The organism is Psychrobacter sp. VH5 (assembly GCF_050572635.1).
In the GTDB taxonomy this organism is placed as follows: domain Bacteria; phylum Pseudomonadota; class Gammaproteobacteria; order Pseudomonadales; family Moraxellaceae; genus Psychrobacter; species Psychrobacter celer.
Window position 1 is genome coordinate 88,674 of record NZ_CP192145.1, and the last position, 21,757, is coordinate 110,430.

At 48.7% G+C, this 21,757-nt stretch carries 17 protein-coding genes and 1 tRNA gene; 6 read left to right on the forward strand and 12 right to left on the reverse strand.

The features are described from left to right. Positions 1 to 110: 110 nt before the first annotated feature. The gene (gene murD, locus ACNFVB_RS00400; RefSeq protein ID WP_430737713.1) at positions 111 to 1,544 is read right to left on the reverse strand and encodes a UDP-N-acetylmuramoyl-L-alanine--D-glutamate ligase; all 1,434 of its coding nucleotides are present in this window, start codon (positions 1,542 to 1,544) and stop codon (positions 111 to 113) included. A gap of 763 nt (positions 1,545 to 2,307) precedes the next feature. Between murD and ACNFVB_RS00405 the strand changes: the two genes are divergently transcribed. The 4 genes from ACNFVB_RS00405 (at position 2,308) to ACNFVB_RS00420 (ending at position 6,958) form a co-directional block, all read left to right on the forward strand. Then, positions 2,308 to 3,807, forward strand: a complete 1,500-nt coding sequence (locus ACNFVB_RS00405; RefSeq protein WP_334222176.1) for a SulP family inorganic anion transporter — start codon at positions 2,308 to 2,310, stop codon at positions 3,805 to 3,807. Positions 3,808 to 3,940: 133 nt separating this feature from the next. Then, positions 3,941 to 4,795 carry a universal stress protein gene (locus tag ACNFVB_RS00410; protein WP_430737714.1) on the forward strand — a complete coding sequence of 285 codons (855 nt, stop codon included), beginning with the start codon at positions 3,941 to 3,943 and terminating at the stop codon, positions 4,793 to 4,795. A gap of 479 nt (positions 4,796 to 5,274) precedes the next feature. Then, positions 5,275 to 5,613, forward strand: coding sequence for a P-II family nitrogen regulator (locus ACNFVB_RS00415; RefSeq protein ID WP_010197981.1), 339 nt, complete (start codon positions 5,275 to 5,277; stop codon positions 5,611 to 5,613). A gap of 82 nt (positions 5,614 to 5,695) precedes the next feature. Continuing rightward, the gene (locus tag ACNFVB_RS00420) at positions 5,696 to 6,958 is read left to right on the forward strand and encodes an ammonium transporter (protein WP_430737715.1); all 1,263 of its coding nucleotides are present in this window, start codon (positions 5,696 to 5,698) and stop codon (positions 6,956 to 6,958) included. A gap of 163 nt (positions 6,959 to 7,121) precedes the next feature. Here the strand turns inward: ACNFVB_RS00420 and ACNFVB_RS00425 are convergent, their stop codons facing one another. From ACNFVB_RS00425 to ACNFVB_RS00435, 3 genes are all read right to left on the reverse strand, one after another. Continuing rightward, a complete protein-coding gene (locus ACNFVB_RS00425) occupies positions 7,122 to 7,505 on the reverse strand; it encodes a DUF2147 domain-containing protein (RefSeq protein ID WP_289056706.1) in 384 nt (127 codons plus the stop codon). A 306-nt stretch (positions 7,506 to 7,811) separates the two neighbouring features. Next, entirely contained in the window at positions 7,812 to 8,075 is a 264-nt protein-coding gene (locus ACNFVB_RS00430) for a hypothetical protein (protein ID WP_274632279.1), read from the reverse strand. Positions 8,076 to 8,141: 66 nt separating this feature from the next. Then, positions 8,142 to 9,002 carry a DNA/RNA non-specific endonuclease gene (locus ACNFVB_RS00435; RefSeq protein WP_430737716.1) on the reverse strand — a complete coding sequence of 287 codons (861 nt, stop codon included), beginning with the start codon at positions 9,000 to 9,002 and terminating at the stop codon, positions 8,142 to 8,144. 187 nt (positions 9,003 to 9,189) lie between these two features. On the opposite strand from ACNFVB_RS00435, the gene ACNFVB_RS00440 reads away from it, so the two are divergent. Continuing rightward, positions 9,190 to 9,280, forward strand: a tRNA-Ser gene (locus tag ACNFVB_RS00440). Positions 9,281 to 9,957: 677 nt separating this feature from the next. On the opposite strand, the gene ACNFVB_RS00445 is transcribed toward ACNFVB_RS00440, so the two are convergent. Continuing rightward, positions 9,958 to 10,998: a zinc-dependent alcohol dehydrogenase family protein gene (locus ACNFVB_RS00445; protein WP_430737717.1), complete on the reverse strand. Its 1,041-nt coding sequence runs from the start codon at positions 10,996 to 10,998 to the stop codon at positions 9,958 to 9,960. Positions 10,999 to 11,150: 152 nt separating this feature from the next. Between ACNFVB_RS00445 and ACNFVB_RS00450 the strand changes: the two genes are divergently transcribed. Then, positions 11,151 to 11,612 carry an Lrp/AsnC family transcriptional regulator gene (locus ACNFVB_RS00450; protein WP_430737718.1) on the forward strand — a complete coding sequence of 154 codons (462 nt, stop codon included), beginning with the start codon at positions 11,151 to 11,153 and terminating at the stop codon, positions 11,610 to 11,612. A gap of 308 nt (positions 11,613 to 11,920) precedes the next feature. Here ACNFVB_RS00450 and ACNFVB_RS00455 read toward each other — a convergent pair whose 3' ends face one another. The 7 genes from ACNFVB_RS00455 to rsmH all read right to left on the reverse strand — a co-directional run bounded on the left by ACNFVB_RS00455 (position 11,921) and on the right by rsmH (position 21,451). Further along, positions 11,921 to 12,799 (reverse strand): putative RNA methyltransferase, encoded by an 879-nt coding sequence (locus ACNFVB_RS00455; RefSeq protein WP_430737719.1) that lies wholly within the window; start codon positions 12,797 to 12,799, stop codon positions 11,921 to 11,923. Between the two features lie 223 nt (positions 12,800 to 13,022). Further along, entirely contained in the window at positions 13,023 to 14,141 is a 1,119-nt protein-coding gene (gene mraY, locus ACNFVB_RS00460) for a phospho-N-acetylmuramoyl-pentapeptide-transferase (RefSeq protein ID WP_430737720.1), read from the reverse strand. 3 nt (positions 14,142 to 14,144) lie between these two features. Next, positions 14,145 to 15,614: a UDP-N-acetylmuramoyl-tripeptide--D-alanyl-D-alanine ligase gene (locus tag ACNFVB_RS00465; protein WP_430737721.1), complete on the reverse strand. Its 1,470-nt coding sequence runs from the start codon at positions 15,612 to 15,614 to the stop codon at positions 14,145 to 14,147. Positions 15,615 to 15,740: 126 nt separating this feature from the next. Continuing rightward, positions 15,741 to 17,429: a UDP-N-acetylmuramoyl-L-alanyl-D-glutamate--2,6-diaminopimelate ligase gene (locus ACNFVB_RS00470; RefSeq protein ID WP_430737722.1), complete on the reverse strand. Its 1,689-nt coding sequence runs from the start codon at positions 17,427 to 17,429 to the stop codon at positions 15,741 to 15,743. Between the two features lie 86 nt (positions 17,430 to 17,515). Then, entirely contained in the window at positions 17,516 to 19,633 is a 2,118-nt protein-coding gene (locus ACNFVB_RS00475) for a peptidoglycan D,D-transpeptidase FtsI family protein (RefSeq protein ID WP_430737723.1), read from the reverse strand. Further along, positions 19,630 to 20,142 carry a cell division protein FtsL gene (gene ftsL, locus ACNFVB_RS00480; RefSeq protein WP_430737724.1) on the reverse strand — a complete coding sequence of 171 codons (513 nt, stop codon included), beginning with the start codon at positions 20,140 to 20,142 and terminating at the stop codon, positions 19,630 to 19,632. The genes ACNFVB_RS00475 and ftsL overlap by 4 nt, the downstream gene beginning before the upstream one ends. Positions 20,143 to 20,419: 277 nt before the next feature. Next, a complete protein-coding gene (gene rsmH, locus ACNFVB_RS00485; protein ID WP_430738537.1) occupies positions 20,420 to 21,451 on the reverse strand; it encodes a 16S rRNA (cytosine(1402)-N(4))-methyltransferase RsmH in 1,032 nt (343 codons plus the stop codon). Between the last annotated feature and the right edge of the window lie 306 nt (positions 21,452 to 21,757).

Consider the following 21,757-nt stretch of genomic DNA (forward strand, 5'->3'; position numbering starts at 1 on the left):
AAAGACAGTAGCAGCAATCTATAAGCAAAACAATCATTTATCAAAAACACCTGTGCGCCTTGCCCATCCACCAGCTGCCGGCATAGAATGCCAGATAGCCACTCATACCACTAAGGGGTCGCTGTCTCTGCCGACTCGCTTGCTAACTGATGGACCAATCGACCAAAATGCTCACCGCGCGCGGCATAGCCACTGTATTGATCAAAGCTGGCACACGCAGGCGACAACAGCACAGCCTGTACTTGCGAAAGACTGCTTGAGGTCACTTGCAAGATGGTGGCAAAGGCGTTTTCTAGCGTTTGGCACTGATGTAGCGTTACGTCATGACTGATCTTAGCCGCGCGCAAATGCTGCTCTATCAGCGGTGCATCTTCGCCAATAAACAAAACTTGGCTGACGTACTGATTGATAAAAGGCGTCAGCTCACCAAACGCCTGCCCCTTGCCCTGCCCACCTAATACCAGCAGCAGCTTGCCATCTTTTGGCGCATAGACAGCGCCAAGCCCTTCGATGGCTGCTATGGTCGAGCCGATATTGGTGCCTTTTGAATCATTAAAATAATCGATACCAGCCACGCTTGCCACGTATTCACAGCGATGCTCAAGACCTGTGAACTGTTGCAAAGTCGCCAGCATACTCGCCAGCGGCAACCCCGCCAGCTCGCCTAATGCCAGCGCCGCTTGCGCGTTGAGCAAATTATGCCGACCTTTAATCAACAGTTTGTCTGCCGACAGTAGTTTTTGTGTACCACGCGCCAAATAAATCTGCCCATCGGAATCAACAATCAGTCCATATTGGTCTTTGTCAGGCGCATGAATGCCTGTACTGATTCTGGGTAAGTTATCAGCCACCAGTGGTCGCGTCAACGCATCTTCGCGGTTGATGACCACTGACTTAGCGCCTTGAAAAATACGATGTTTGGCTTGATGGTAGCCGAGCATATCGCCATGACGATCGAGATGATCAGGCGACATATTGAGCACAGTTGCCACTTGCGCACCCAGATTGCTGACCGTCTCTAACTGAAAGCTCGACAATTCAAGTACAGCCAGCTCCATCTCGCTATTTTCTAGTAGCGTCAGCGCCGGTACGCCGATATTGCCACCGACACCGACATTGACGCCCGCATCTGCCGCCATCTGACCAACCAAAGTGGTTACCGTGCTTTTGGCATTAGAGCCAGTAATTGCGACGATAGGGACACGGCAAGCGTCACAAAACAATTGAATGTCGCTGACCACTGGGATATGGGCTTGACGCGCCGCCGCCACCGCAGGCGTGCTAAGGGCGATGCCTGGGCTGATAATGATACGCGCCGCCTGCTGCAATAGCTCGGCGTCAATCGCACCAAACTGACGGGTCGTCACGGCCTCTGGCAGCTTCACTGCCAACGCTGGCGCCGCTTGCGCATCGGTGACAGCGACCTGATAGCCTTGCTTGACCAAATAATGCGCCACCGACAGCCCCGACTGCCCCAAACCGACCACGACTTGTAACCCACTGCCTTTATGAATTAAGGCTTCTGTTGTAGTACTGGTGGTCATATCTATTCCTTCTATTAAAATTAAACAAGCAAACGACGGGTAATATGGCTAAGATACAGGATAAGACGAATAAAAGAGGCTCTATATAGTGGCTGAAGCGGCTGGCATGGCATTAGCAATGCTGCTGTATCAAGCGTTAAGCGCTACCGTCAAGATAATAATCATGATAACGGTATCGTTCAGATTTCGGTACTGATTTTTTATGACTTTATGCTATTATGCGCCTGTTTTTATATTCAGGGTCTAATGCTATAATAGCCGCCCTGATCTGTCAGCATAGGGTTTTTGCTAAGTCTTACTCTAAGTCTTGAGCTTGGCATTTTAGTGTAGCATGTTGTTAGCGTTTGCCTGCTATTTACCCCTCAGTCATTTTTGATTTGCGGCGGCTTAGGCTACCTTGCTATCAAAATCAAACTACTGTGCTTGTTGGCAGCGTTTTATCACCTTCTATTGCAGCATCTCATTGCTGACTCTATACGTTATTGTAGGTGCTATTTTATATACACTACTTTAAGTACCCATTTTACATACTATTTTTTAGGCAATCTGATAGGATTTATCATCATAGTTATTATTGGTGAGTGTATTTGTGATACCCATCAATAAATCCATCGATGTGTTGATGATTGACCTCTGATAATTCAATACCACAACATGACAAGGCGCATGTTGTGGTAAAAAAAAGATGAACCGCTATTTTATAGCGACGCGATCATTTTATGGATGATTACTTTTTTTGCCTCTAACCCTATGCAGTTTACTTATGACATCTTTTATTGATAACTTACGTGACGAGTGGTTTTCCAATGTTCGTGGTGATGTGTTATCAGGTCTGGTCGTTGCCCTCGCCTTAATCCCTGAAGCCATTGCCTTTTCTATCATCGCTGGGGTCGATCCAAAGGTCGGCTTGTATGCCTCGTTTTGTATCGCGGTGGTGATCAGTTTTGTCGGTGGTCGTCCAGGTATGATTTCGGCGGCGACAGGCGCGATGGCACTGGTGATGGTCGACTTGGTCGCTGAGCATGGCTTACAGTATCTACTGGCTGCGACTTTACTGTGCGGCGGCATTCAGATTGTGATGGGTATTTTAAAGCTGGGTAATTTGATGCGCTTTGTCTCGCGCTCGGTGGTGATTGGCTTTGTCAACGCCTTGGCGATACTCATCTTTGCCGCCCAGCTCCCTGAGCTAAACCCAATGACTGAGCGCGTCGGGATGACGGTCTACCTCATGACCGCAGCGGGCCTTGCGATTATTTACTTATTTCCGCTGATTCCAAAAATCGGACGGGTGATCCCATCGCCGCTTATCTGTATCGTGGGTCTGACAGCGGTGGCGATGTATATGAACCTTGATATTCGTAACGTCGGCAGCATGGGTGATCTGCCAGATTCGCTGCCGATGTTTTTGTTGCCAGATATCCCTCTAAACCTCAATACTTTACTGATCATCGCGCCTTACTCTATCGCGCTTGCCATCGTAGGTTTGCTAGAGTCTATGATGACGGCGACCATCGTGGATGAGTTGACAGATACGCCAAGTGATAAAAACAAAGAATGCCGTGGTCAAGGGATGGCCAACGTGGTGTCAGGGTTTTTTGGCGGTATGGCCGGCTGTGCGATGATTGGTCAGTCGATGATCAACGTCAAATCTGGCGGTCGGACGCGCTTGTCGACCTTGATTGCCGGTGTGGTGCTGCTCATCTTAGTGGTATTTTTGAGCGACTGGGTCAGTCAAATCCCGATGGCCGCACTGGTGGCGGTGATGATTATGGTATCGATTGGCACCTTTAATTGGCAGTCTATTCGTGAGTTTAAAACGCATCCGATGTCATTTAATATCGTCATGCTAGCCACGGTCGTGACCACAGTATTTACGCACAATCTGGCGTACGGTGTCGGCGTCGGTGTCCTGCTCTCTGCCTTGGCCTTCGCCAATAAGATTGGTCAATTCTTAACCATCTTTAGTGAGTACGATGAGCGTAGCAACACGCGTTATTACTATGTGCAAGGGCAGGTGTTTTTTGCCTCGACCACGCAGTTTTTGCACAGCTTTGATACCAAAGAAGCCGTAGATAGTATCGAGATTGACGTCAGCCAAGCGCACTTTTGGGACGTCAGCGCCGTGGACACTTTGGACAAGCTGGTCATGCGCTTGCAACGAGAAGGCATTGATGTCAAAGTGGTGGGACTCAATAATGCAAGCCGAACCCTGATTGACCGTTTTTCTATCCACGATCGCCGAGACATTGGCTTGCTGGATTAATGCATTACTAGTAGATAATTGAATATATAGTTTAATAAACAGCTGCGTTGGTTGAGAGAGTTGAGCATCAGTCACATTGCCAGCTTTTCGCCAAGCAGCTGTCTTTTTATTGTCGGAATGATGTGGTGGTCTTATGAGTAATTTAAAACCAGATAGTGTGATTGCCTGCTTGGACTGTCCTGATCACGTGCAAGCCGTGTTGAAAGCCAGTATGTGGGCAGCGACTCGCCTACAGGCGCCTATCGGCCTCTTGCACTCGGTGCCAAGCTTGCAACAAAAAGCCGCGGTAAACTACTCTGGCTGCCTAAGTATCGACGACGAAAATACCTTGCTTGAGCAATTTACCAATAAAGAACACCTGAGCAACTGTGAATTAAAAGCCCAAGGCAAGCTGCTGTTGCATCAAGCCACAACCTACTGCGAGCACCAGCGACAAAAACTCAAAACCTATACGTTGCATCGGCACGAAAACCTCAGTGAAAGTATCGATTATGTCGATGACAAAGCGCAATTGATTGTCATCGGTCATCATGTCACTTGCAAATCGACTTTGAGCCAACTCATCAGAGTCAGTCTTTGCCCCATTTTGGTTACTCATGCACCATTTTCGCCCCCTACGACGGCGCTATTTGCCTTCGACAACAGTCCCACTTGTCATAAAATGCTCAATTGGCTCTGTAAAACGCCACTTATTCGCGCCCTAACCGTCCACATCGTGATGGTGGGCAAAAAAAACTCTGAAAACTGCGATGCGCTGCGCGAAGCTTACGCGCGCCTCAAGCAAGCGGGCATCAAGTCGAAAAAGGCGTTACTCGATTGCCGCGACGTGACAGCAGCCCTCAATTATTATCAAACCGAAAACGATATTGGCCTATTGATGTCAGGGGCGTTTGGGCAGTCGCGGTTACGTGAGCTATTGCAAGGCAGCGATACGGAAAAATTACTGGTCAGCACCCAAACCCCTTATCTGCTTTTTCCTAAAGCATAAGAGCTATCCCAAAGGCTATACGCCACACCGTCTGCCGCCTGATTATTTTTCTTACCGGCGCTGAGTAATGTGTTTATGCTCGGCGCGTTTTTTGACCTCATCCCTTATATAGTGATGATAGGTATCCCTTTTCGTTTTTATTATTTATAAAAACCGCTTAGCAAATCGTCACATGAAATAAATCGATAGCTTCCCCAAGCGCCTAGAAAGTTGGTTATAATAAAGTTTTCATAGGCTTAACGCCAAAGGTTGATTGATGCGGTATGACGCATGACGATAAGTATAATCGCGGCGTTATAGAGCGTGATGTGTGTCATGATACTGGTGATTTTTGTACCAATAAGTCCACTCCTACCTACCCCCTTGAGTAGGTTTGGCACATTGGCACAGTTCTTGAATGACCTATATCAACCATCACCACGATGAGACGCACCACAACTTCTCTCAACCTGCGGCATCACACAAATAAGGAATTTTTTATGAAGCTAATCACTGCGATCTTAAAACCGTTTAAGCTCGATGATGTGCGTGAAGCGCTTTCTGACATCGGTGTCAAAGGCGTTACTGTCACTGAAGTTAAAGGGTTCGGTCGCCAAAAAGGCCACACAGAGCTCTATCGCGGCGCAGAATACGTGGTGGACTTTTTACCTAAAGTAAAAGTCGAAGTGGCTGTTATTGACGAAATGGTCGAGCCTGCTATCGAAGCCATCACCCGCATCGCGAGCACAGGTAAGATCGGTGACGGCAAAATCTTTGTCACAGCACTCGAGCAAGTCATTCGTATTCGTACGGGCGAGACGGGTCCTGACGCTATCTAAAGCGCACGACCTACTTACAAACGCTGATTTGTAAGTCCTATACCTAACGCTCTATATTGCATCAATTCAAGGGGGAATTAACATGCAAAACCAAATCTTTGAGCTTCAGTACGCACTTGATACGTTCTATTTTTTAATGTGTGGCGCGCTCGTCATGTGGATGGCAGCGGGTTTTACCATGCTAGAAGCAGGGCTGGTCCGCTCCAAAAACACTGTTGAAATTTTAACCAAAAACGTCGCTCTATTCGCTACCGCCTGTACCATGTATATGATTTGCGGTTATGCCATTATGTATGGTGGCGATCTGTTCTTGAGCGGAATTGCAGGCGGCGATACCTTAGTAGAAGACGCACTAGCAGCCTCTAGCGAAAACGGCTTTGGCGGTGACTCTGTCTACTCTGCAGCCTCTGACTTTTTCTTTCAAGTGGTGTTTGTGGCGACCTGTATGTCTATCGTCTCAGGCGCGGTGGCTGAGCGTATGAAGCTATGGTCGTTTTTGTTGTTTGCAGTGGTCATGACAGGGCTGATTTATCCATTAGAAGGCAGCTGGACATGGGGCGGCAACGATGTGTTTGGTTTATATAACCTTGGCGACTTGGGGTTCTCTGATTTTGCTGGCTCAGGTATTGTGCATATGGCAGGAGCGGCGGCGGCATTGGCAGGCGTACTACTACTAGGTGCGCGCAAAGGCAAGTACGGACCAAAAGGTGAAATACGGGCGATACCGGGGGCCAACCTGCCACTGGCCGCCCTTGGGACTTTGATACTGTGGATGGGCTGGTTTGGGTTTAATGGCGGCTCCGTCCTCAAGCTGGGCGACATCGCCAGTGCCAACTCTGTGGCCATGGTGTTTTTGAACACCAACGCCGCAGCCGCAGGCGGCGCTATCGGAGCATTGCTGCTGGCACGTTTGATCTTTGGTAAAGCGGATCTGACCATGCTCTTAAACGGTGCACTCGCGGGGCTGGTCGCCATCACTGCTGAGCCATCGACCCCTTCTGCCTTACAAGCCACGCTCTTTGGGCTGATCGCTGGGGTTATCGTGGTCTTGTCTATCTTGGCACTCGATAAACTAAAAATAGATGACCCAGTGGGCGCAATCTCAGTACACGGTGTCGTGGGTCTGTTTGGCTTACTCATTGTGCCAATTACGAACCCAGCATCTACCTTTATCGGTCAGATTGCAGGCGCTGCGACCATCTTTGCTTGGGTATTTGTTGCAAGCTTAATCGTTTGGGTCATCATCAAAGCTGTCATCGGTATCCGTATCTCTGAAGAGGATGAATATGAAGGGGCAGATATTGCAGAATGTGGTATGGAAGCGTACCCAGAATTTGTCAGATAAGGCACAACCTAGCGCTTCTTAATTAAAGGCTTCTCAATCCAGTGCCTCTTCATCTAATGTACTTTCACTTACTGTATTAAAGAGATGCCCCATCAAAAATCCCGCCAGACCTCTCGGTTTGGCGGGATTTTTATGTTCTAACGCTTAATATAACGCGTATGGTTTATTTCTTTTTCCATACTTGGCTACGTGAGAATGGACCGATATAGCCTTTTAGCTTTAGAGTGTTACCATTTAAACTGGCTGTCATACGATAGTCTTTACCTTTTTCTGGGTCAGTAATCGTACCACCGCTATATTTACCACCGCCATCAGCTTTTAGGCCTTTGATGACAGTCATGCCGACGTGTTTTTTGCCTTTGGCGGAGTTCGTTGCAATGAGCTTACCTGTCAACACCCCGTTAGACTCGGTGATTTTTACCGTGCCTTTTGGCTTACCGTCGTCATACGTCTGCCATGTTGTATTGTGTAATGGATCAGCGGCAAACGCCATGGTCGCCATACTGATACCGGCAGCTGCTAAAGCGGTTTTTGTAAATAGTTTCATAGAGTGACTCCCTTCATACAATGATTAATCAAACAATGATTGCTCGAAACGTGATGTTTCTGCTGTTCTATGCTCATCCTTTGCTAGAATCTTTTATACAAGCGCTGCGATTTTACTCATCAACACCGCACATCGTAAGTTAGCATGTGCCATTTGATAGTCGTTATCGCGATTACTCACAAGCTTTTGTTCAAAGATTTGAGCGACATAAGTGATGTCTTGACCCATTATAAGCAATTTTATCTGTTTGCCTAGTAATTTTTTTGTACTTTATTATTTCTGTAAAACCAAAACCATATCAAAGAGTTACAGGAAAGGGTTGTCGATATCTTTGTCCGATTGGTCATCATTTTCTTTTGACTTTGCCTCGTTATTACTATAAGGAAAACCATCATCAAAAGCTTGCATAATTTTGGTTGTCAGCTCGTGTAGCTGCTGAGCCTGATGATGTCCTGCTGCATCGAATGTCACATCGATATCGCCATAAATCGTGATTTTGTCCTGCTGGTTTTCGATGACCAGCTCTCCAATTTGCATGCTTTGGTGGTTATTGGCAAAGGGTTCAATCATTTTGTCATCCTTTTTATAGTAATTCAGTCATGCATATCAGCACATTCAGATGTCGCTAAAAGCACGTTAAGCCTGTAATTGAGTCAGTAGCCACTCAATAATCGCCCAAACAAACAGCAGCCATGTCGGCTCCTCTACTGGCTGATCAGGCAAGTCGGCGCTCTCACCTGCCTTTAGTGGCAGCGCAAACGCTTGCGCTTTGGTCTGGCGATCGAGTACCGGCAAGACATCAATGCCGACTTTAGCCGTTAGCTCATCTAGACTAATGACCTCTATGCGCTCTGACTCATCATTGGGCGCGTAATACACCCCTGCTTGATTGGTCGCTGGAATATAGACGGCCTTGAAAAAATGACTGGGTACCAATACGCGCTCGGCAAGCTGTTTGGTCTTTTTGCCCGTAAAAGCCACGCCCGTGATGGTATAGACTTCGCCATACTGCTGGGTTAAGTAGCGGGTAGCAGACTCGATATTACGCCAAATGTAACGATTATTGCGCGGCGATTGCGGCGCGATATTAGCCAGACTAAAACTGTCGTATTGCTGGCTGCGATTGGCCATATTGGCATTGGGCGCTAGATGCCCACGATCATAGCCTGAGCCTGAATAATCAGACAACGAGGCGCGCATAGACTTAGGTAGACGGCTCTCCTCATGAAAGCTGTCTTCGCGGTCGATGGTTTTTGCTTGCTGCAAGCGGCGGCGGTCTAGATGCTCAGCTGACCACAATGGTGTCCGTGACACGCCCGAGTAAATAACGGCAAACCCGTCCATACACAGCGCTTGAGTCTTCTTATTAAGCTTGGTATTGGTAAACTCTGGATAAACCCCGCCATAAAAAGATTGACTACACTGAGTAAGATCATCTGCCTGCGCTGATGATAGCCCTACGACGATAGCAAATACCACCATTATACTGTTGTTCAAAACACCTTGATACCCACCAACTCTTATCATGCAACTCTCAATCGTCTATACTTGTTATTTCGTATGCGTATCCTAGCAGGCGTCCATCAATAAAGAAAGATAAGGCGTAAGTCGTGACTTTTTAAATGGTATCCGCTATACTTAGCCAGTCAAAAATCAGTATCGTGCAAATGCGGTCTGTCTAAACGGTGAAGTGGGTGAGTGGCTGAAACCGCACGCCTGGAAAGTGTGTATACGTTCATAGCGTATCGAGGGTTCGAATCCCTCCTTCACCGCCAATCTTATTAAGCTTCAGTTTTCCTATCTTGCCCTACTCTGTCCCAAACACTGCTTAAACCCTTTATAAATAACGCGTCTAGCGTTTTTTTTTATGCCTGCTGGTTTCCTAATCTATCCGAACATAACCCACCTATCCCATAGCTTGTGTTGGTCTATAACTTCATTCGTCTGCAAATTAAAAATACACTTACCGCAATACGCAATATATGCTCTAGATACTACCTTCTTATTTTCACCACTACGTAATACCCTTTCATGACTTTGCTAAAGCTCACTTTTTAAAAAAAATTCTGAACATACATAATCTAACCTGCTATATCTAACATTAAGTCAAATTAAAACATAGTCGAATAGCAGGTTTATATTCCGATATTAATGGCGCTAATTCCTTTGTTCGACCGCAATTTGTCTCATTTTTATCACCGTTTTTGACATGCAGACACGTCCTAATGACTTTACCAATCAATACGGTCAAAGTTTTACAGTACGTTATAATTAGTCAATACTGTGCGATACATCAATAAAAACAATAACACTGGATTGCCTTATGCTGTTAGACATCCTGCTCACCATCCACTTTCTCTGACTGGTTCTCATCTCTTTACGAGTATTGTCGCGCCATGTTTCCACCGCCAATAAAGGCGATTTTACTTTCTTGAATAGACACTTTTGACTCCTAAAACTCGGTAACAATGGTGACGCCTGTCGCGCTGGCAGTATCCATCGTGGTAAGTGCTTCAATGGATTGTTCTAGGCTGATCGTGCGACCTAAAAGCTTCTGTGGTGTTAGCTTTCCTGACAGCATCATGCTTAACATGGCGTCGTAACGATAGGCTTGCATGCCATGGCTACCGATGATTTCAAGTTCGTCAGCAATGACCTTCGCCATGGGCATCGACGGTGCCGCATGGTCTGCGAGCAGTAGGCCGACTTGAATGTGTTTGCCCAACTTACGCAAGCTTTTGACAGAGTTAAAAGCGGTAATGGAATGGCCTAATGCGTCTAATGAAACGTGAGCACCGCCTTTAGTGATTTCGACCACTGCTTCTGCGACATCGGCTACTTGATTTGCGTGTATGGTGGCTACTGCGCCTAATGACTTCGCTAATTCCAGCTTGCCTTGGTCAATATCAATCGCGATGACGTTAGCGCCCAGTGATTGCGCAATCATGACAGCCGATAAGCCGACACCACCACAACCGTGGACCGCTACCCATTGACCAGCAGAGACTTTACCTTGATCGACCACAGCACGGAATGAGGTAGCGAAACGACAGCCTAGGCTCGCTGCTGTGGTGAACTCTAGGTCTTCAGGCATAGCAACAAGGTTCACATCTGCCTGATCCACCGTGGTGTATTCAGCAAAGGAACCCCAATGGGTGAAGCCTGGTTGTGTTTGGTTGCCACAAACTTGATGATTGCCAGAGTGACATTCTGGGCAGCCGCCACAAGCGTTGATAAAGGGAACGGTGACACGATCACCGACTTTAAAGCGCGTCACGTCTTTACCGACTTCTGCGATGACGCCAGCGAATTCATGGCCTGGTACGTGAGGCAATACCACGTCTGTATCGTGCCCCTGCCAACAATGCCAATCGCTTCGGCAGACACCAGTTGCTACCACTTTAATCACAACACCATGGGATTTGGGCGTCGGATCTGCAACGTTCTGAATGGTTGGTAAAGACGAAAATTGCTCAATTACAACGGCTTTCATGGCGCCCCTCTTAATCTGTTGGCGTGGTATCAATCACAGCTTCCAGTTTACGAAAATGATGAGGAATTACCTTGCTATTTAAATCATACATGCCATGATGATTAGAGGATTCTTTCGAATTTAACGTTATTTTTGTAAGGTTGTTGCTTTTTATGACGATAGATAAAACCGATATTCAACTTTTGGCTCTGTTACAAAAAAATGGCCGTATCTCTAATGTAAAGTTGGCCGAAGCATTGTCTTTAAGTGAAACGCCTTGTTGGCGACGCTTAAAAAAACTCGAAGAAGAGAAGGTAATCAGCAGTTATCAGGCGAATATTGATCGTCGTAAGGTCGGGTTTGGGGTCATGGCATTTGTCCAAATCTCTTGCACCAGCCATGATGAAGAAAGTACTTTATTGTTTGAGCGCATCATTGAAGAGTCGGAAAACGTGCAAGCTTGTCACAACACGACAGGAGAGGCGGATTTTATGTTGCAGGTAGTTGCAAGAGATCTAGACGACTACAGTGCTTTTGTCGAAAATACCTTGCGCAAATTGCCTGGTATATCTGCTATTCGCTCAAATATTTCTTTAAGAGAAGTGAAGTCTTCCACACGATTGCCTTTGGCGTAGTCAGGCCTATTTGATGCATCGCATTGCTGATAAGAACTTGAGTAAAACTAAGGTCGGGCTGCCATCCATAGTGCCGTACCATTCGATACTCAAAAGATTGCTAACATGATTAAAAACCCTCTTATCAGCCAGTTGTAAAGCGTAATGAAATACGTGGCGCGAAATAAATATTGCCAATATAAGAGGTCGCATTGTTTAAATCGTGGACAGCCATGACCATCCTGCCTCTAATATTGAGTTGAGGACACACCCTCATACCGACTCTGTTAATAAGGATGCAGGCAAGCTCATTTCATCTACAGATTGCACTATGTACCCGCATGCTTTTGCAAAACATACACCACAAACTTGGCCTCTGTATTAAATGGCGCATGCTCACTAAGTTCCAGTAACGTTTGGCGTTTTTCTGCGCGAGCGCGATAAGCATACGGGGTCATGGTCATCAAATCTGCCAAATCATTTGCCGCTAATGACAGCTCGGTACTGACGTGATGCGTCGCAAGCAGGGTAAAGTGCGGGGCTAATTCGTGCAAAAACTTATCAGAATCATGCTCGCGCACACTATCAAACAACGCCTCACGCATCGATGCAAGATGCTGACTATCGGGTTTGGCAATGATGAGATAGCCCGTGTCACACAATACTTTGGCAAAGGCCTCAGGCAAGATAGGACTAAAAATGCTACTGATACCCGTCACACTACGGGCGCGTAGCGGCAGATGGGCGGCGCTGGTCACTAGTGGATATACCGCCGTCTGAGTCGCGCCCTCTTTGGGCTGCTGATACCACAGCTGCCCTGCCGCTTTGCTTGCTTTGGCGAGAGTAGAGACGGCAGGCTTGCTGATGTCAGCCGCTAGCAGCGATGCTATACCGTCTATCTGCGCCATTGTTTGGGTATAATAGCCCTCACCGCAACCGACATCTAGCCAATTTGCGGCAGTATCACTCTGCCCGAGTAGCGGTCTCATTTGCTGCTCAAGCAAAGCCTGTAATGGCTGATAATGTCCTGCGGCCAAAAACCGCTGCCGCGCTTCGATAGAGGCTTGACTGTCTCCTGGCATTTTGGATTTTTTTTGTTGTACTGGTAACAAATTGACATAACCTTGACGCGCCACATCGAAAGGGTGCTTGGTCTGCTTTGGATGCAAGCTGCCATCACAGCGCCACGTATCGGCTGCTGGCTGCATGGGTGACTGGCAAAGGGGACAAATAAATAACGACACAGGTTTCTCAAAATCAGTCAAATATGGCCGTCATTTTAGCAAAGTTTGCTTCAGCTGCGGCATAAAACCCTCACTTAACAATAAGAGACAGAACCAAAAAAGCCACCTCAAACACGATGAGATGGCTTTTGCAGAGCGCTGAACCAAAAGACTCAGTTTGCTAAAACACCAGCTTGTTAAAAAATAGTTAGCGCAGTTTTAGCGTCATTAGCCCTAAGATGACAAGGATAATGGCAATAATCCAAAAGCGTGCCACCACTTGTGTTTCTTTCCAGCCAATCTCTTCAAAATGATGATGCAGTGGCGCCATACGAAAGACGCGTTTTTTGCGCAATTTATAAGAGCCAACTTGCAGCATTACTGATAGCGCTTCAGCGACAAACAAGCCACCCATAATGGCAAAGGCAATCTCTTGACGAGTCATGACCGCGATGGTACCGAGCATCGCGCCCAGTGCCAATGCTCCGACATCACCCATAAATACTTGGGCTGGATGGGCGTTAAACCACAAAAAGCCCAAGCCTGCCCCAATCATCGAACCACAGACAATGATGACCTCAGAGTTATAAGCGATATAAGGCACATGCAAGTAGTCAGCAAAACGCACATCACCTGAGACATAAGCCATCGCGCCCAAACCTGCAGCCACCAGCACCACCGGCAAGATGGCCAAACCATCCAAACCATCGGTTAAATTGACGGCATTAGAAGCGCCATTAATCACAAAATAGGTAAAGATAATAAACCCAATACCAAAAGGTAGCGCGGAGAAAGGAATGATCCAGTTTTTAAAGATGGGCAGTAGTAAATCCTGCATCTCGCGGGTGGTGGCGATATCTGGCTGCAGCGTGGCGATATAGTACAGCGACACCCCAACAAATAACGCGCCCATTGACAGCCAAAAGTACTTTTTGCGAGCGATTAGGCCTTTGGGGTCTTTATACTTAATCTTTAGCCAGTCATCAGCCCAGCCAACCGCGCCAAACACCACCATCACGACCAGCAAGATCCACACATAAGGGTTGTCTAAGCGCGCCCATAGCAAAGTCGACACCCCGATAGCACTGAGTATCAAGACGCCGCCCATGGTCGGTGTGCCCGTCTTGGCCAAATGCGACTGCGGTCCATCATTACGGACGGCCTGCCCATATTTGAGCGCACGCAAGTGGCGAATGACGCGGCCACCAAACATCATGCTAAAGACTAAAGCGGTAATGACCGCCAATAACGCGCGTAGCGTCAACGAAGAAACCGCAGAAAACGGTGTATAATACTGGCCAAGCCAGCCAAACAACCAAACTAACACCGCCTACTCCTCGACTAGCGCATTGATAAGGGTTTCCATTTGCATAGCACGTGAGCCTTTGAACAGCACGGTACAAGGCTTAGCCTGCTGCGCTTGCAAATACGGCTGTAAATATGCCAATAGGCTGTCTTTATCCGCAAACGCATGCGCACTGATATCAGAGATTTCTTGCGCACCTGCTACGGTATACGGCGCATACTCACCGACGCACAGCAACACGTTAATACCAGTGGTGGCAATGGTACGACCCAAGCTTTGATGCTCGCTCACTGCCGCGTCACCCAGCTCAGCGATATCGCCTAACACCATCACTTGTGTGCCTGTTTGCGCCGCCAGCACCTTAGCCGCTGCACGCACGGAATGCGGATTGGCATTATATGTATCATCGATCAGGCGATGCATCCCCAGTATCTGGCTATTGAGACGACCTTTGGCGGGACGGGCGTTTTCTAAACCAATCACGATATCACTGACATCGATGTTTAGCGCATACGCACAAGCGGCCGCCGCCAAGGCGTTATTGACATTATGCTCGCCCGCCAATGGTAGGTTGATGTCATGGACTTGATTGCCAATGTGCAGCTTGAACTCACTACGCTCAGGCTCGACATCCAAGTGACTGGCACTGACATCGGTATTGCCAAAACCAATCACATGCGAGGTATGTTTTTCGGCGATACGGCGCAGTTGATTGGTAAAGTCGTCTTTGTCAGGGACAATAGCAAACTGAGTATCGGTTAATGTATGGTAAATCTCCGACTTGGTTTGACAGATGCCTTCACGGCTACCAAACTCACCCAAATGCGCGGTACCAATATTGAGGATACAAGCCACATCTGGTTGGACAATTTCTGTCGTGTAAGCAATCTCGCCGATATGGTTGGCGCCCAGCTCTAAGATGGCATAGCGATGATGATCGGACAACTCGAGCAACATCATCGGTACGCCCAAATCGTTGTTTAGGTTGCCACGGGTGATCAGGGTCGGTGCTAGACGACCAAAGATACTACCAAGCATCTCTTTGCAGGTGGTTTTACCGCTTGAGCCGGTGATAGCAATCACAGTCAAATCTTGATGCTGCTGGCGACGATAAGCGGCCAGCCGCCCCAAAGCCAGACGCGTATCACTCACGACTAACTGCGGGATGCTCGTCGAGATGGGACGTGAGACGATAGCGGCGACAGCACCTTGGGCAGCGGCTTGATTGATATAGTCATGACCATCAAAATTGGCACCGCTTAGCGCCAAAAAGATATCGCCGCTCTTTATCGTGCGGGTATCGGTGGCGATACGGTTGCTGGTGACCGCGTTGTTGGCAAGCTCAGTTTGTCCTGCATTGTTCTGTTCTGCATTGCTTTGTCCTGCTGCTAGCTGCCAATGCCCATTCAGCGAGGCTGTCGCAGCGAGCAGATTATCTACCTGCCAGACATAGAGACCTTGCGACTGAATAGTATTGTCGTTGTCGGCTGTCATAGTGATTACCTTGTATGATGACTACTTAATTTTTATAAATACTGTTTGTTACGCTTAACATGATTTTATGAGCGCGCTTAAATAATGACGCAAACCTCAACTATCATGACCCTGCAGACCTATCGCCTATCTGCGCCCAGCCTTTTGTAAGGCTTGTTGCAAGACCACACTGTCATCAAAATCATAACGGACATGATTGATCTCTTGATAGGTCTCATGACCTTTGCCAGCGATGACGACGATATCATTGGGCGCTGCTTGCATGACAGCATACTCAATCGCCGCTTGCCGTGCAGGCTCGATATGGGTGCGCTGATACTGCGCGGTGCTCATGCCTGCTTGCATATCTTGCAAGATGGCCTCTGGGTCTTCGGTACGCGGATTATCTGCGGTCAATATAACCCTGTCCGCGCCCGCCAGTCCTGCCTGCGCCATCAGCGGACGCTTGCCCGCGTCACGGTCTCCGCCGCAGCCAAACACCGCCCACAGCTGTCCCTCACAGTGGGTGCGCAAACTGGCCAGCACCTGACTGAGTGCATCAGGGGTATGCGCATAATCAACAATAAAGCAGCCATCACGCGATGCGACGCGCTGCATACGTCCTACCGCGCCTTGTAACTGCGGGACGATCTTGGCGATACGCTCAAGACTTATGCCCAATGCAGCAGCAGCGGCAATGGCAGCCAGCAAATTGGCGACATTAAAACGCCCGAGCAAAGGACTAACGATATTTATGCAACGGCCCTCTTTATGGCCAGTGTCTGTATCACCAGTGCCTTTATCAGCGGTATCTCCACCGGCGATGTCTGTCTGCAGTGTAATTTTCACCCCTTCTAAGCTTGGGGTAATATCGGTGGCAACAAAAGTCGCAGGCTTTGAAGCATCTAGACTATACGTCCATACCGTCAAACCACTGGCATGCGCCATATCTAGCATGACCTGCGCGTACTCATCATCGATATTAATGATGGCGTGCGTCAAGGAAGGAAAATGCGTTTTGTCAAAGAGCCTAGCTTTTGCCGCGGCATACGCTGCCATATCGGCATGATAATCTAAATGATCTCGGCTTAAGTTGGTATAAATCGCAACAGATATCGGTACGCCTTGTAGACGCTGCTGATCAAGGCCGTGCGAGCTGGCTTCTAACGCCAATATTTCTGCCTTCTCAAGCGCCATTTGATACACAAACTGCTGCACCGCAAGGGCGTCGCCCGTTGTATGGCTAGCCTGCACCAAGGCACCCAGTCGACCGTTACCCGCGGTCCCCATCACAGCGCTACTCATGCCAGTCAGCTGCGTCAACTGCGCCACCAGCTGGCTGATGGTGGTTTTGCCATTGGTGCCTGTCACTGCCACCACCGTGGGTAACCGACTAGGCTGCTGGTACTGCAAACGCGCCTGAATGAGACTGCCCAAAAAATCACGAATATGCGGCACGTATATCAAAGGACAAGACAATACATCCGCTGGCGACTGTCCATCATCAAACAAATCGCTTGGGTCAATCTCCGAGAGAATAAAAGCCGCCTGTGACGCAGCTTGTAGCAGATAGTCGCGGCTTTTTTGACAGTGGCCTGTCTGGCTTTTTAGGAGGACAAACACATCGTGTGCCGCAACGTGGCGGCTATCTAACCGAAACTGTGCAAATGGTATATGCGCGACCGAGATGCCCTCACTGATATTATCCGCAGCAGCGAGCAGCGCGGTGAGCGATGACTGTAGCAAAGAATGCTGACGGTCGCCGCTCTCTAAAAGCTGCTGCAAGGTAACCAAGGTAACCGAGTGGGTACTGGGCGATGAGGTAAGCGTGGTCATGGGCAAATCCTAAACGGTAAACACAAATCAGCGGCTGGCGCTGGATACTGACCGACATCTGTCGTCGTGTTTGTGTTGCAAGATACTTATGGCTCTTCGGTTTTTAGCGGTTTATCTAAAGGCACATTATACAAACGCAGCGCCTCTTTCATGACATTATGAAAGACAGGAGCGACAGTCAGACCCGCATAAATCTGTGCGCGCGGGTCTTCGATGAGCATCACGCCCACCAGCCTTGGGTTTGATGCTGGTGCCATACCCGCAAAGACGTTGCGATACTGGTCAGTATAGTAGCCACCTTTGGGGTTGATACGGCGCGACGTTCCTGTTTTACCCGCCACACGGTAGCCATCAATGGCCGCGCCTTTCGCGGTACCACCCGGCTCGGTGACGCTCTCCATCATCTGCACGATAGACATCGCCTGCTCGTGCGCCATAATGCGTTTGCTTGGCTGCGGTTTGTCGTCTTTGATCAATGTCAGCGGATGCATGACACCGCCTGCGCCCAGCGCCGAATAGGCCTGTGCGACCTGCGCAAGTGTCACCTGCAGACCATAACCATAACTGACGGTGGCGCGGCGCGAGGTTTCTTTTTCTTTTGGCGTGACCACCAGACCACTACCCTCACCCGGGAACTGTAATGGGGTTTTTTCACCAAAGCCAAACTGCTTTTGCATATTGGTAATGGCATCAGGCGGCAGGGATAATGCAATCTTGGTCGAAGCAACGTTACTCGATTTTTGTAGTAGCGTGCCCATGTTGATCATGCCGAGATTACGGTGATCGCGAATGGTATAACCACGGACACGGATGGAGCCTGGATTGGTATCAATCAATGACGTCGCGGTATATTTACCCGAGTCTAACGCCGCAGCCACAGTAAATGGCTTCATCACTGAGCCTGGCTCAAAGACATCTAACAGCGCACGGTTTCGCTGGTTTTCACCGGTCATCTCATTGAGGTTATTGGAATTAAATGACGGCCAGGTCGAGAGGGCGAGCACCTCGCCTGTCTGTACATCGACGACCATACCTGTCGACCAGCGCGCCCGCTGTAGGCGTCCTGCTTTTTCTAACTCTTTATAAAGCAGATATTGCAGGCGCGAGTCAATCGTCAGCGCCAAATCTTTGCCCGGTATCTCAGGCTCGACTTGCTTGATTTCTTTTAGGCTGTTTTGTTTGGCATCTTTTAGCACCAGTACCTTGCCATCTTTGCCCGCCAGCTCCTTTTCGTACTGACGTTCGATACCCGCACGCCCTTCATAGCCGCCCTCAGGGTCATTGGCGTTTTGTCCCATAAAGCCGAGCAATTGCGAGTTGGGCTGAGGCTGCGGGTAATAACGCTGAAAGAAGTTTTTTTCATATACCCCAGGGAAGTCTAAAGAGCTGACACTTTGGGCAATCTCTGGCGTGACTTTATTAAGAAGCGGTAGGTAGTGCGAGCCTGCGCCTGATGGCAGCGCTGCTTTTACTGCTTCCTCGTCCGTGACATCGATGCTGTCATCGATCGCGGTGACTCGTCTTAGCTCACTGACTGAGATATTGGCGGCAGCGGCCAAGGTCGTCAAGTCCATAGCATCCAAGCGTTTTTGCATACGCGCTCGTAGCTGCGGACTGTCAGGATTGGTCAAAATGATGCGTTTGAGCTCATAGTATTCACGCGCATAGTCATGCGGACTAAAGGACACTGTCGCCAGCGGCGCACTCACTGCCAGTGGCAGTTTGTTGCGATCGGTAATCATACCGCGATAAGATTTTTGTGTACGTACGCTGGTGATCAGCTCATTGCCCTTGTCTTGATAAAACTGGGCATTGGCGACTTGAATGTAGTAAGCACGGCCTATCAGCGCGACTAATATGGCAAGCGCCAACCCCCAAACCGTCCAAAATCGCGCTTTGTCTTGCTCAAAACCGCCCCGTGAGGACGCCCCTGATGCTTTATTTAAAAATGCGGTTTTACGGTTTTTGACACTGGTATAAGCGCCTTGATTGTCATTCTTTTTTAGTCGCCCAAACAGCTTGGCCTTACGGCTATCTGCCGCACTACTATCAGTTTTTTTATTATCAGTTTTTTTATTTTTTTGTCCTGATTTGGCCGCACTGACACGGCGCAGCGGCTTGGTGACTTTGCCGCTGGTGGGTTTTTTGCTGTTGTTTTCTGCTGTTGACTTACCGGTCTTGGCTTTGGATTTTTTTTCACTCATCGCCCAGCCTCCGCCGCATTGGTATTAATTGATGTAGCTCTAGGCGGCGCAGCGGGCGACAAATCGGTACTGGCAACCTCTTGCTTGACATCACTATCATTGGCGGTGATATCTGACTCGCTAGAGGCGGCTGGCGCCAGTGCCGTAGGAGCGCCTGGCTGAATAATCAGCTTGTCTTTGAGGGTTGGAGAATACATGCCAAGCTCGGCCACAGCGCGGCTGGCAATTTGCGGCGTGGCACTAAAGGTTTGCTGCTCGATAAGCAACCGCTGATGCTCTACTTGTAGCTTGCGCTGTTGTTTTTTCATGTCTTGCAAGGTCTTATAGTCCTGATGGTATTGCTGGACGCCTTCAGCGGTCTTGATACCGCTCCAGATGATTGCCGCCGCCAGCAATAATAAAATCGCCACATAAATGCTGACCACATTAAACCGGCGCACAAACAGCTCGCCGATATCGACATTAGGAGGGGTGCCGGCGCGGCGAGTAGGTTTGTCAGATATTGCCATGACGCTCTCAAAAAGTGGACTTCAAATATAAAATCGGCGACGGTTTTAAATGGTTTTCATGCGCAAATGTCTTTACCAGATACTCAGGCCGCATCGGTGACATAAAACCAAATATCACTGTTGTGCGCGCTACAAACAAAAAACCAACTGCTGAGCCTAGCAGGTAATATTTACAGCTTTTTAACACTAGCGTAGCCATTCACACATTTTTATCTTATTTAGACAAACAATAGCAAAGCGATATGACTACTCTTAAACCGCTTCACTGACAATGCGGTTAATCTTGGCTTGCCGCCTGTTGGTACTCAACATCGCTGCGCGTGGCCAGTCGTAACCATGCACTGCGCGCGCGCGGGTTGCCGCTGACCTCGCTCTTGCTAGGCCCCACCCGTTTTGGCTTACCAAAATAGCGCGGACGTTTGGGCGGCATCGGCAGATTGTCATCCTCTGGATATTGCCCTTTGCTATGGCGCTGCAAAAACTGCTTGATTCGGCGGTCCTCTAAAGAGTGAAAACTAATCACTGCCAGCTGACCACCTGCTTTTAAAATCGGAATACTTTGCGCCAAAAAGTCATCGACATCGCCCAGCTCGTTATTGATAAAAATACGCATGGCCTGAAAGCTTTGGGTCGCTGGATGCTTGCCGCGCTGCCAGTTGGGGTGCGCCGTTTTGATCACTTCTGCCAGCTCAAGCGTGGACTCATAGCTGTCCATCTGCTTGATGGCGCGTGCGATACGGCGACTGTGGCGCTCTTCGCCGAACTCGTAAAGCACATTGGCCAAGGTTTCGTCATCGACCTGCTCGAGCCATTCGGCCACCGACTGGCCACGACTGGTATCCATACGCATATCGACCGCGCCATCACGCATAAAACTAAAACCGCGGCTACCATCATCAATCTGCGGCGATGAAATGCCCAAATCTGCCATCAAGCCATCCACCTGATCGATGCCCAGCGCCGCTAGGCTGTCCGTTAAGGTCGCAAAACTATCATGCACCACTTTGACACGGCTGTCACTAGCTGCCAGCTCTTGCGCCACAGCAATTGCTGTCGGGTCTTTATCAAACACCACCAGCGTCGCGTCGTCGCTCAGATGACTCAATAATAGACGGCTATGACCGCCACGGCCAAAGGTAGCATCGACGTAGATGCCGCTCATTTGCAAGCTGGGTTGTGGGGCGTCATCTGTGCATTTGGGAAGAGATTTGACGCCCAGTACCGCCGCCACCGTTTCTTGCAATAGCACGGCATCATGGACAAAGCGCTGCTCGCTGGACGCCGCGCACGCAGACACTCCCTCACGGATGGGCTGCACGGTATCAGAAGTTACAGCAGATAAATCAGCCGCCGACTTGGCAGGGTCAGTGGCCAAAGAAGGGCTTTGTTTGCAAGTGGACGTACTGTTTTGCTTATTATTTGGCTTATCATTCAATGTGGACACAAACGACTCAGTAGATAACGGCCATATCGGCCGGTAATAGTAAAAAATCAGATGAAAATAAACAAGTTATGTCTTGCTTGACCTTATTATCGCAAGGATACACGGTGAGTCAAGCACTAGACAGGCTTTTCATTAAAAATATCGTAGCTGTCTGTTATACTAGCGCTATAT

Excerpts from the sequence above, each read along its gene's own strand:
- ACNFVB_RS00425 (WP_289056706.1), bottom strand. The coding sequence starts at position 7,505 with ATGAAACTATTTACAAAAACCGCTTTAGCAGCTGCCGGTATCAGTATG.
- ACNFVB_RS00450 (WP_430737718.1), top strand. The coding sequence starts at position 11,151 with ATGACGATAGATAAAACCGATATTCAACTTTTGGCTCTGTTACAAAAA.
- ACNFVB_RS00445 (WP_430737717.1), bottom strand. The coding sequence starts at position 10,998 with ATGAAAGCCGTTGTAATTGAGCAATTTTCGTCTTTACCAACCATTCAG.
- ftsL (WP_430737724.1), bottom strand. The coding sequence starts at position 20,142 with ATGGCAATATCTGACAAACCTACTCGCCGCGCCGGCACCCCTCCTAAT.
- ACNFVB_RS00475 (WP_430737723.1), bottom strand. The coding sequence starts at position 19,633 with ATGAGTGAAAAAAAATCCAAAGCCAAGACCGGTAAGTCAACAGCAGAA.
- ACNFVB_RS00430 (WP_274632279.1), bottom strand. The coding sequence starts at position 8,075 with ATGATTGAACCCTTTGCCAATAACCACCAAAGCATGCAAATTGGAGAG.
- ACNFVB_RS00420 (WP_430737715.1), top strand. The coding sequence starts at position 5,696 with ATGCAAAACCAAATCTTTGAGCTTCAGTACGCACTTGATACGTTCTAT.
- ACNFVB_RS00415 (WP_010197981.1), top strand. The coding sequence starts at position 5,275 with ATGAAGCTAATCACTGCGATCTTAAAACCGTTTAAGCTCGATGATGTG.
- ACNFVB_RS00410 (WP_430737714.1), top strand. The coding sequence starts at position 3,941 with ATGAGTAATTTAAAACCAGATAGTGTGATTGCCTGCTTGGACTGTCCT.
- ACNFVB_RS00455 (WP_430737719.1), bottom strand. The coding sequence starts at position 12,799 with ATGCAGCCAGCAGCCGATACGTGGCGCTGTGATGGCAGCTTGCATCCA.
- ACNFVB_RS00470 (WP_430737722.1), bottom strand. The coding sequence starts at position 17,429 with ATGACCACGCTTACCTCATCGCCCAGTACCCACTCGGTTACCTTGGTT.
- murD (WP_430737713.1), bottom strand. The coding sequence starts at position 1,544 with ATGACCACCAGTACTACAACAGAAGCCTTAATTCATAAAGGCAGTGGG.
- ACNFVB_RS00465 (WP_430737721.1), bottom strand. The coding sequence starts at position 15,614 with ATGACAGCCGACAACGACAATACTATTCAGTCGCAAGGTCTCTATGTC.
- ACNFVB_RS00405 (WP_334222176.1), top strand. The coding sequence starts at position 2,308 with ATGACATCTTTTATTGATAACTTACGTGACGAGTGGTTTTCCAATGTT.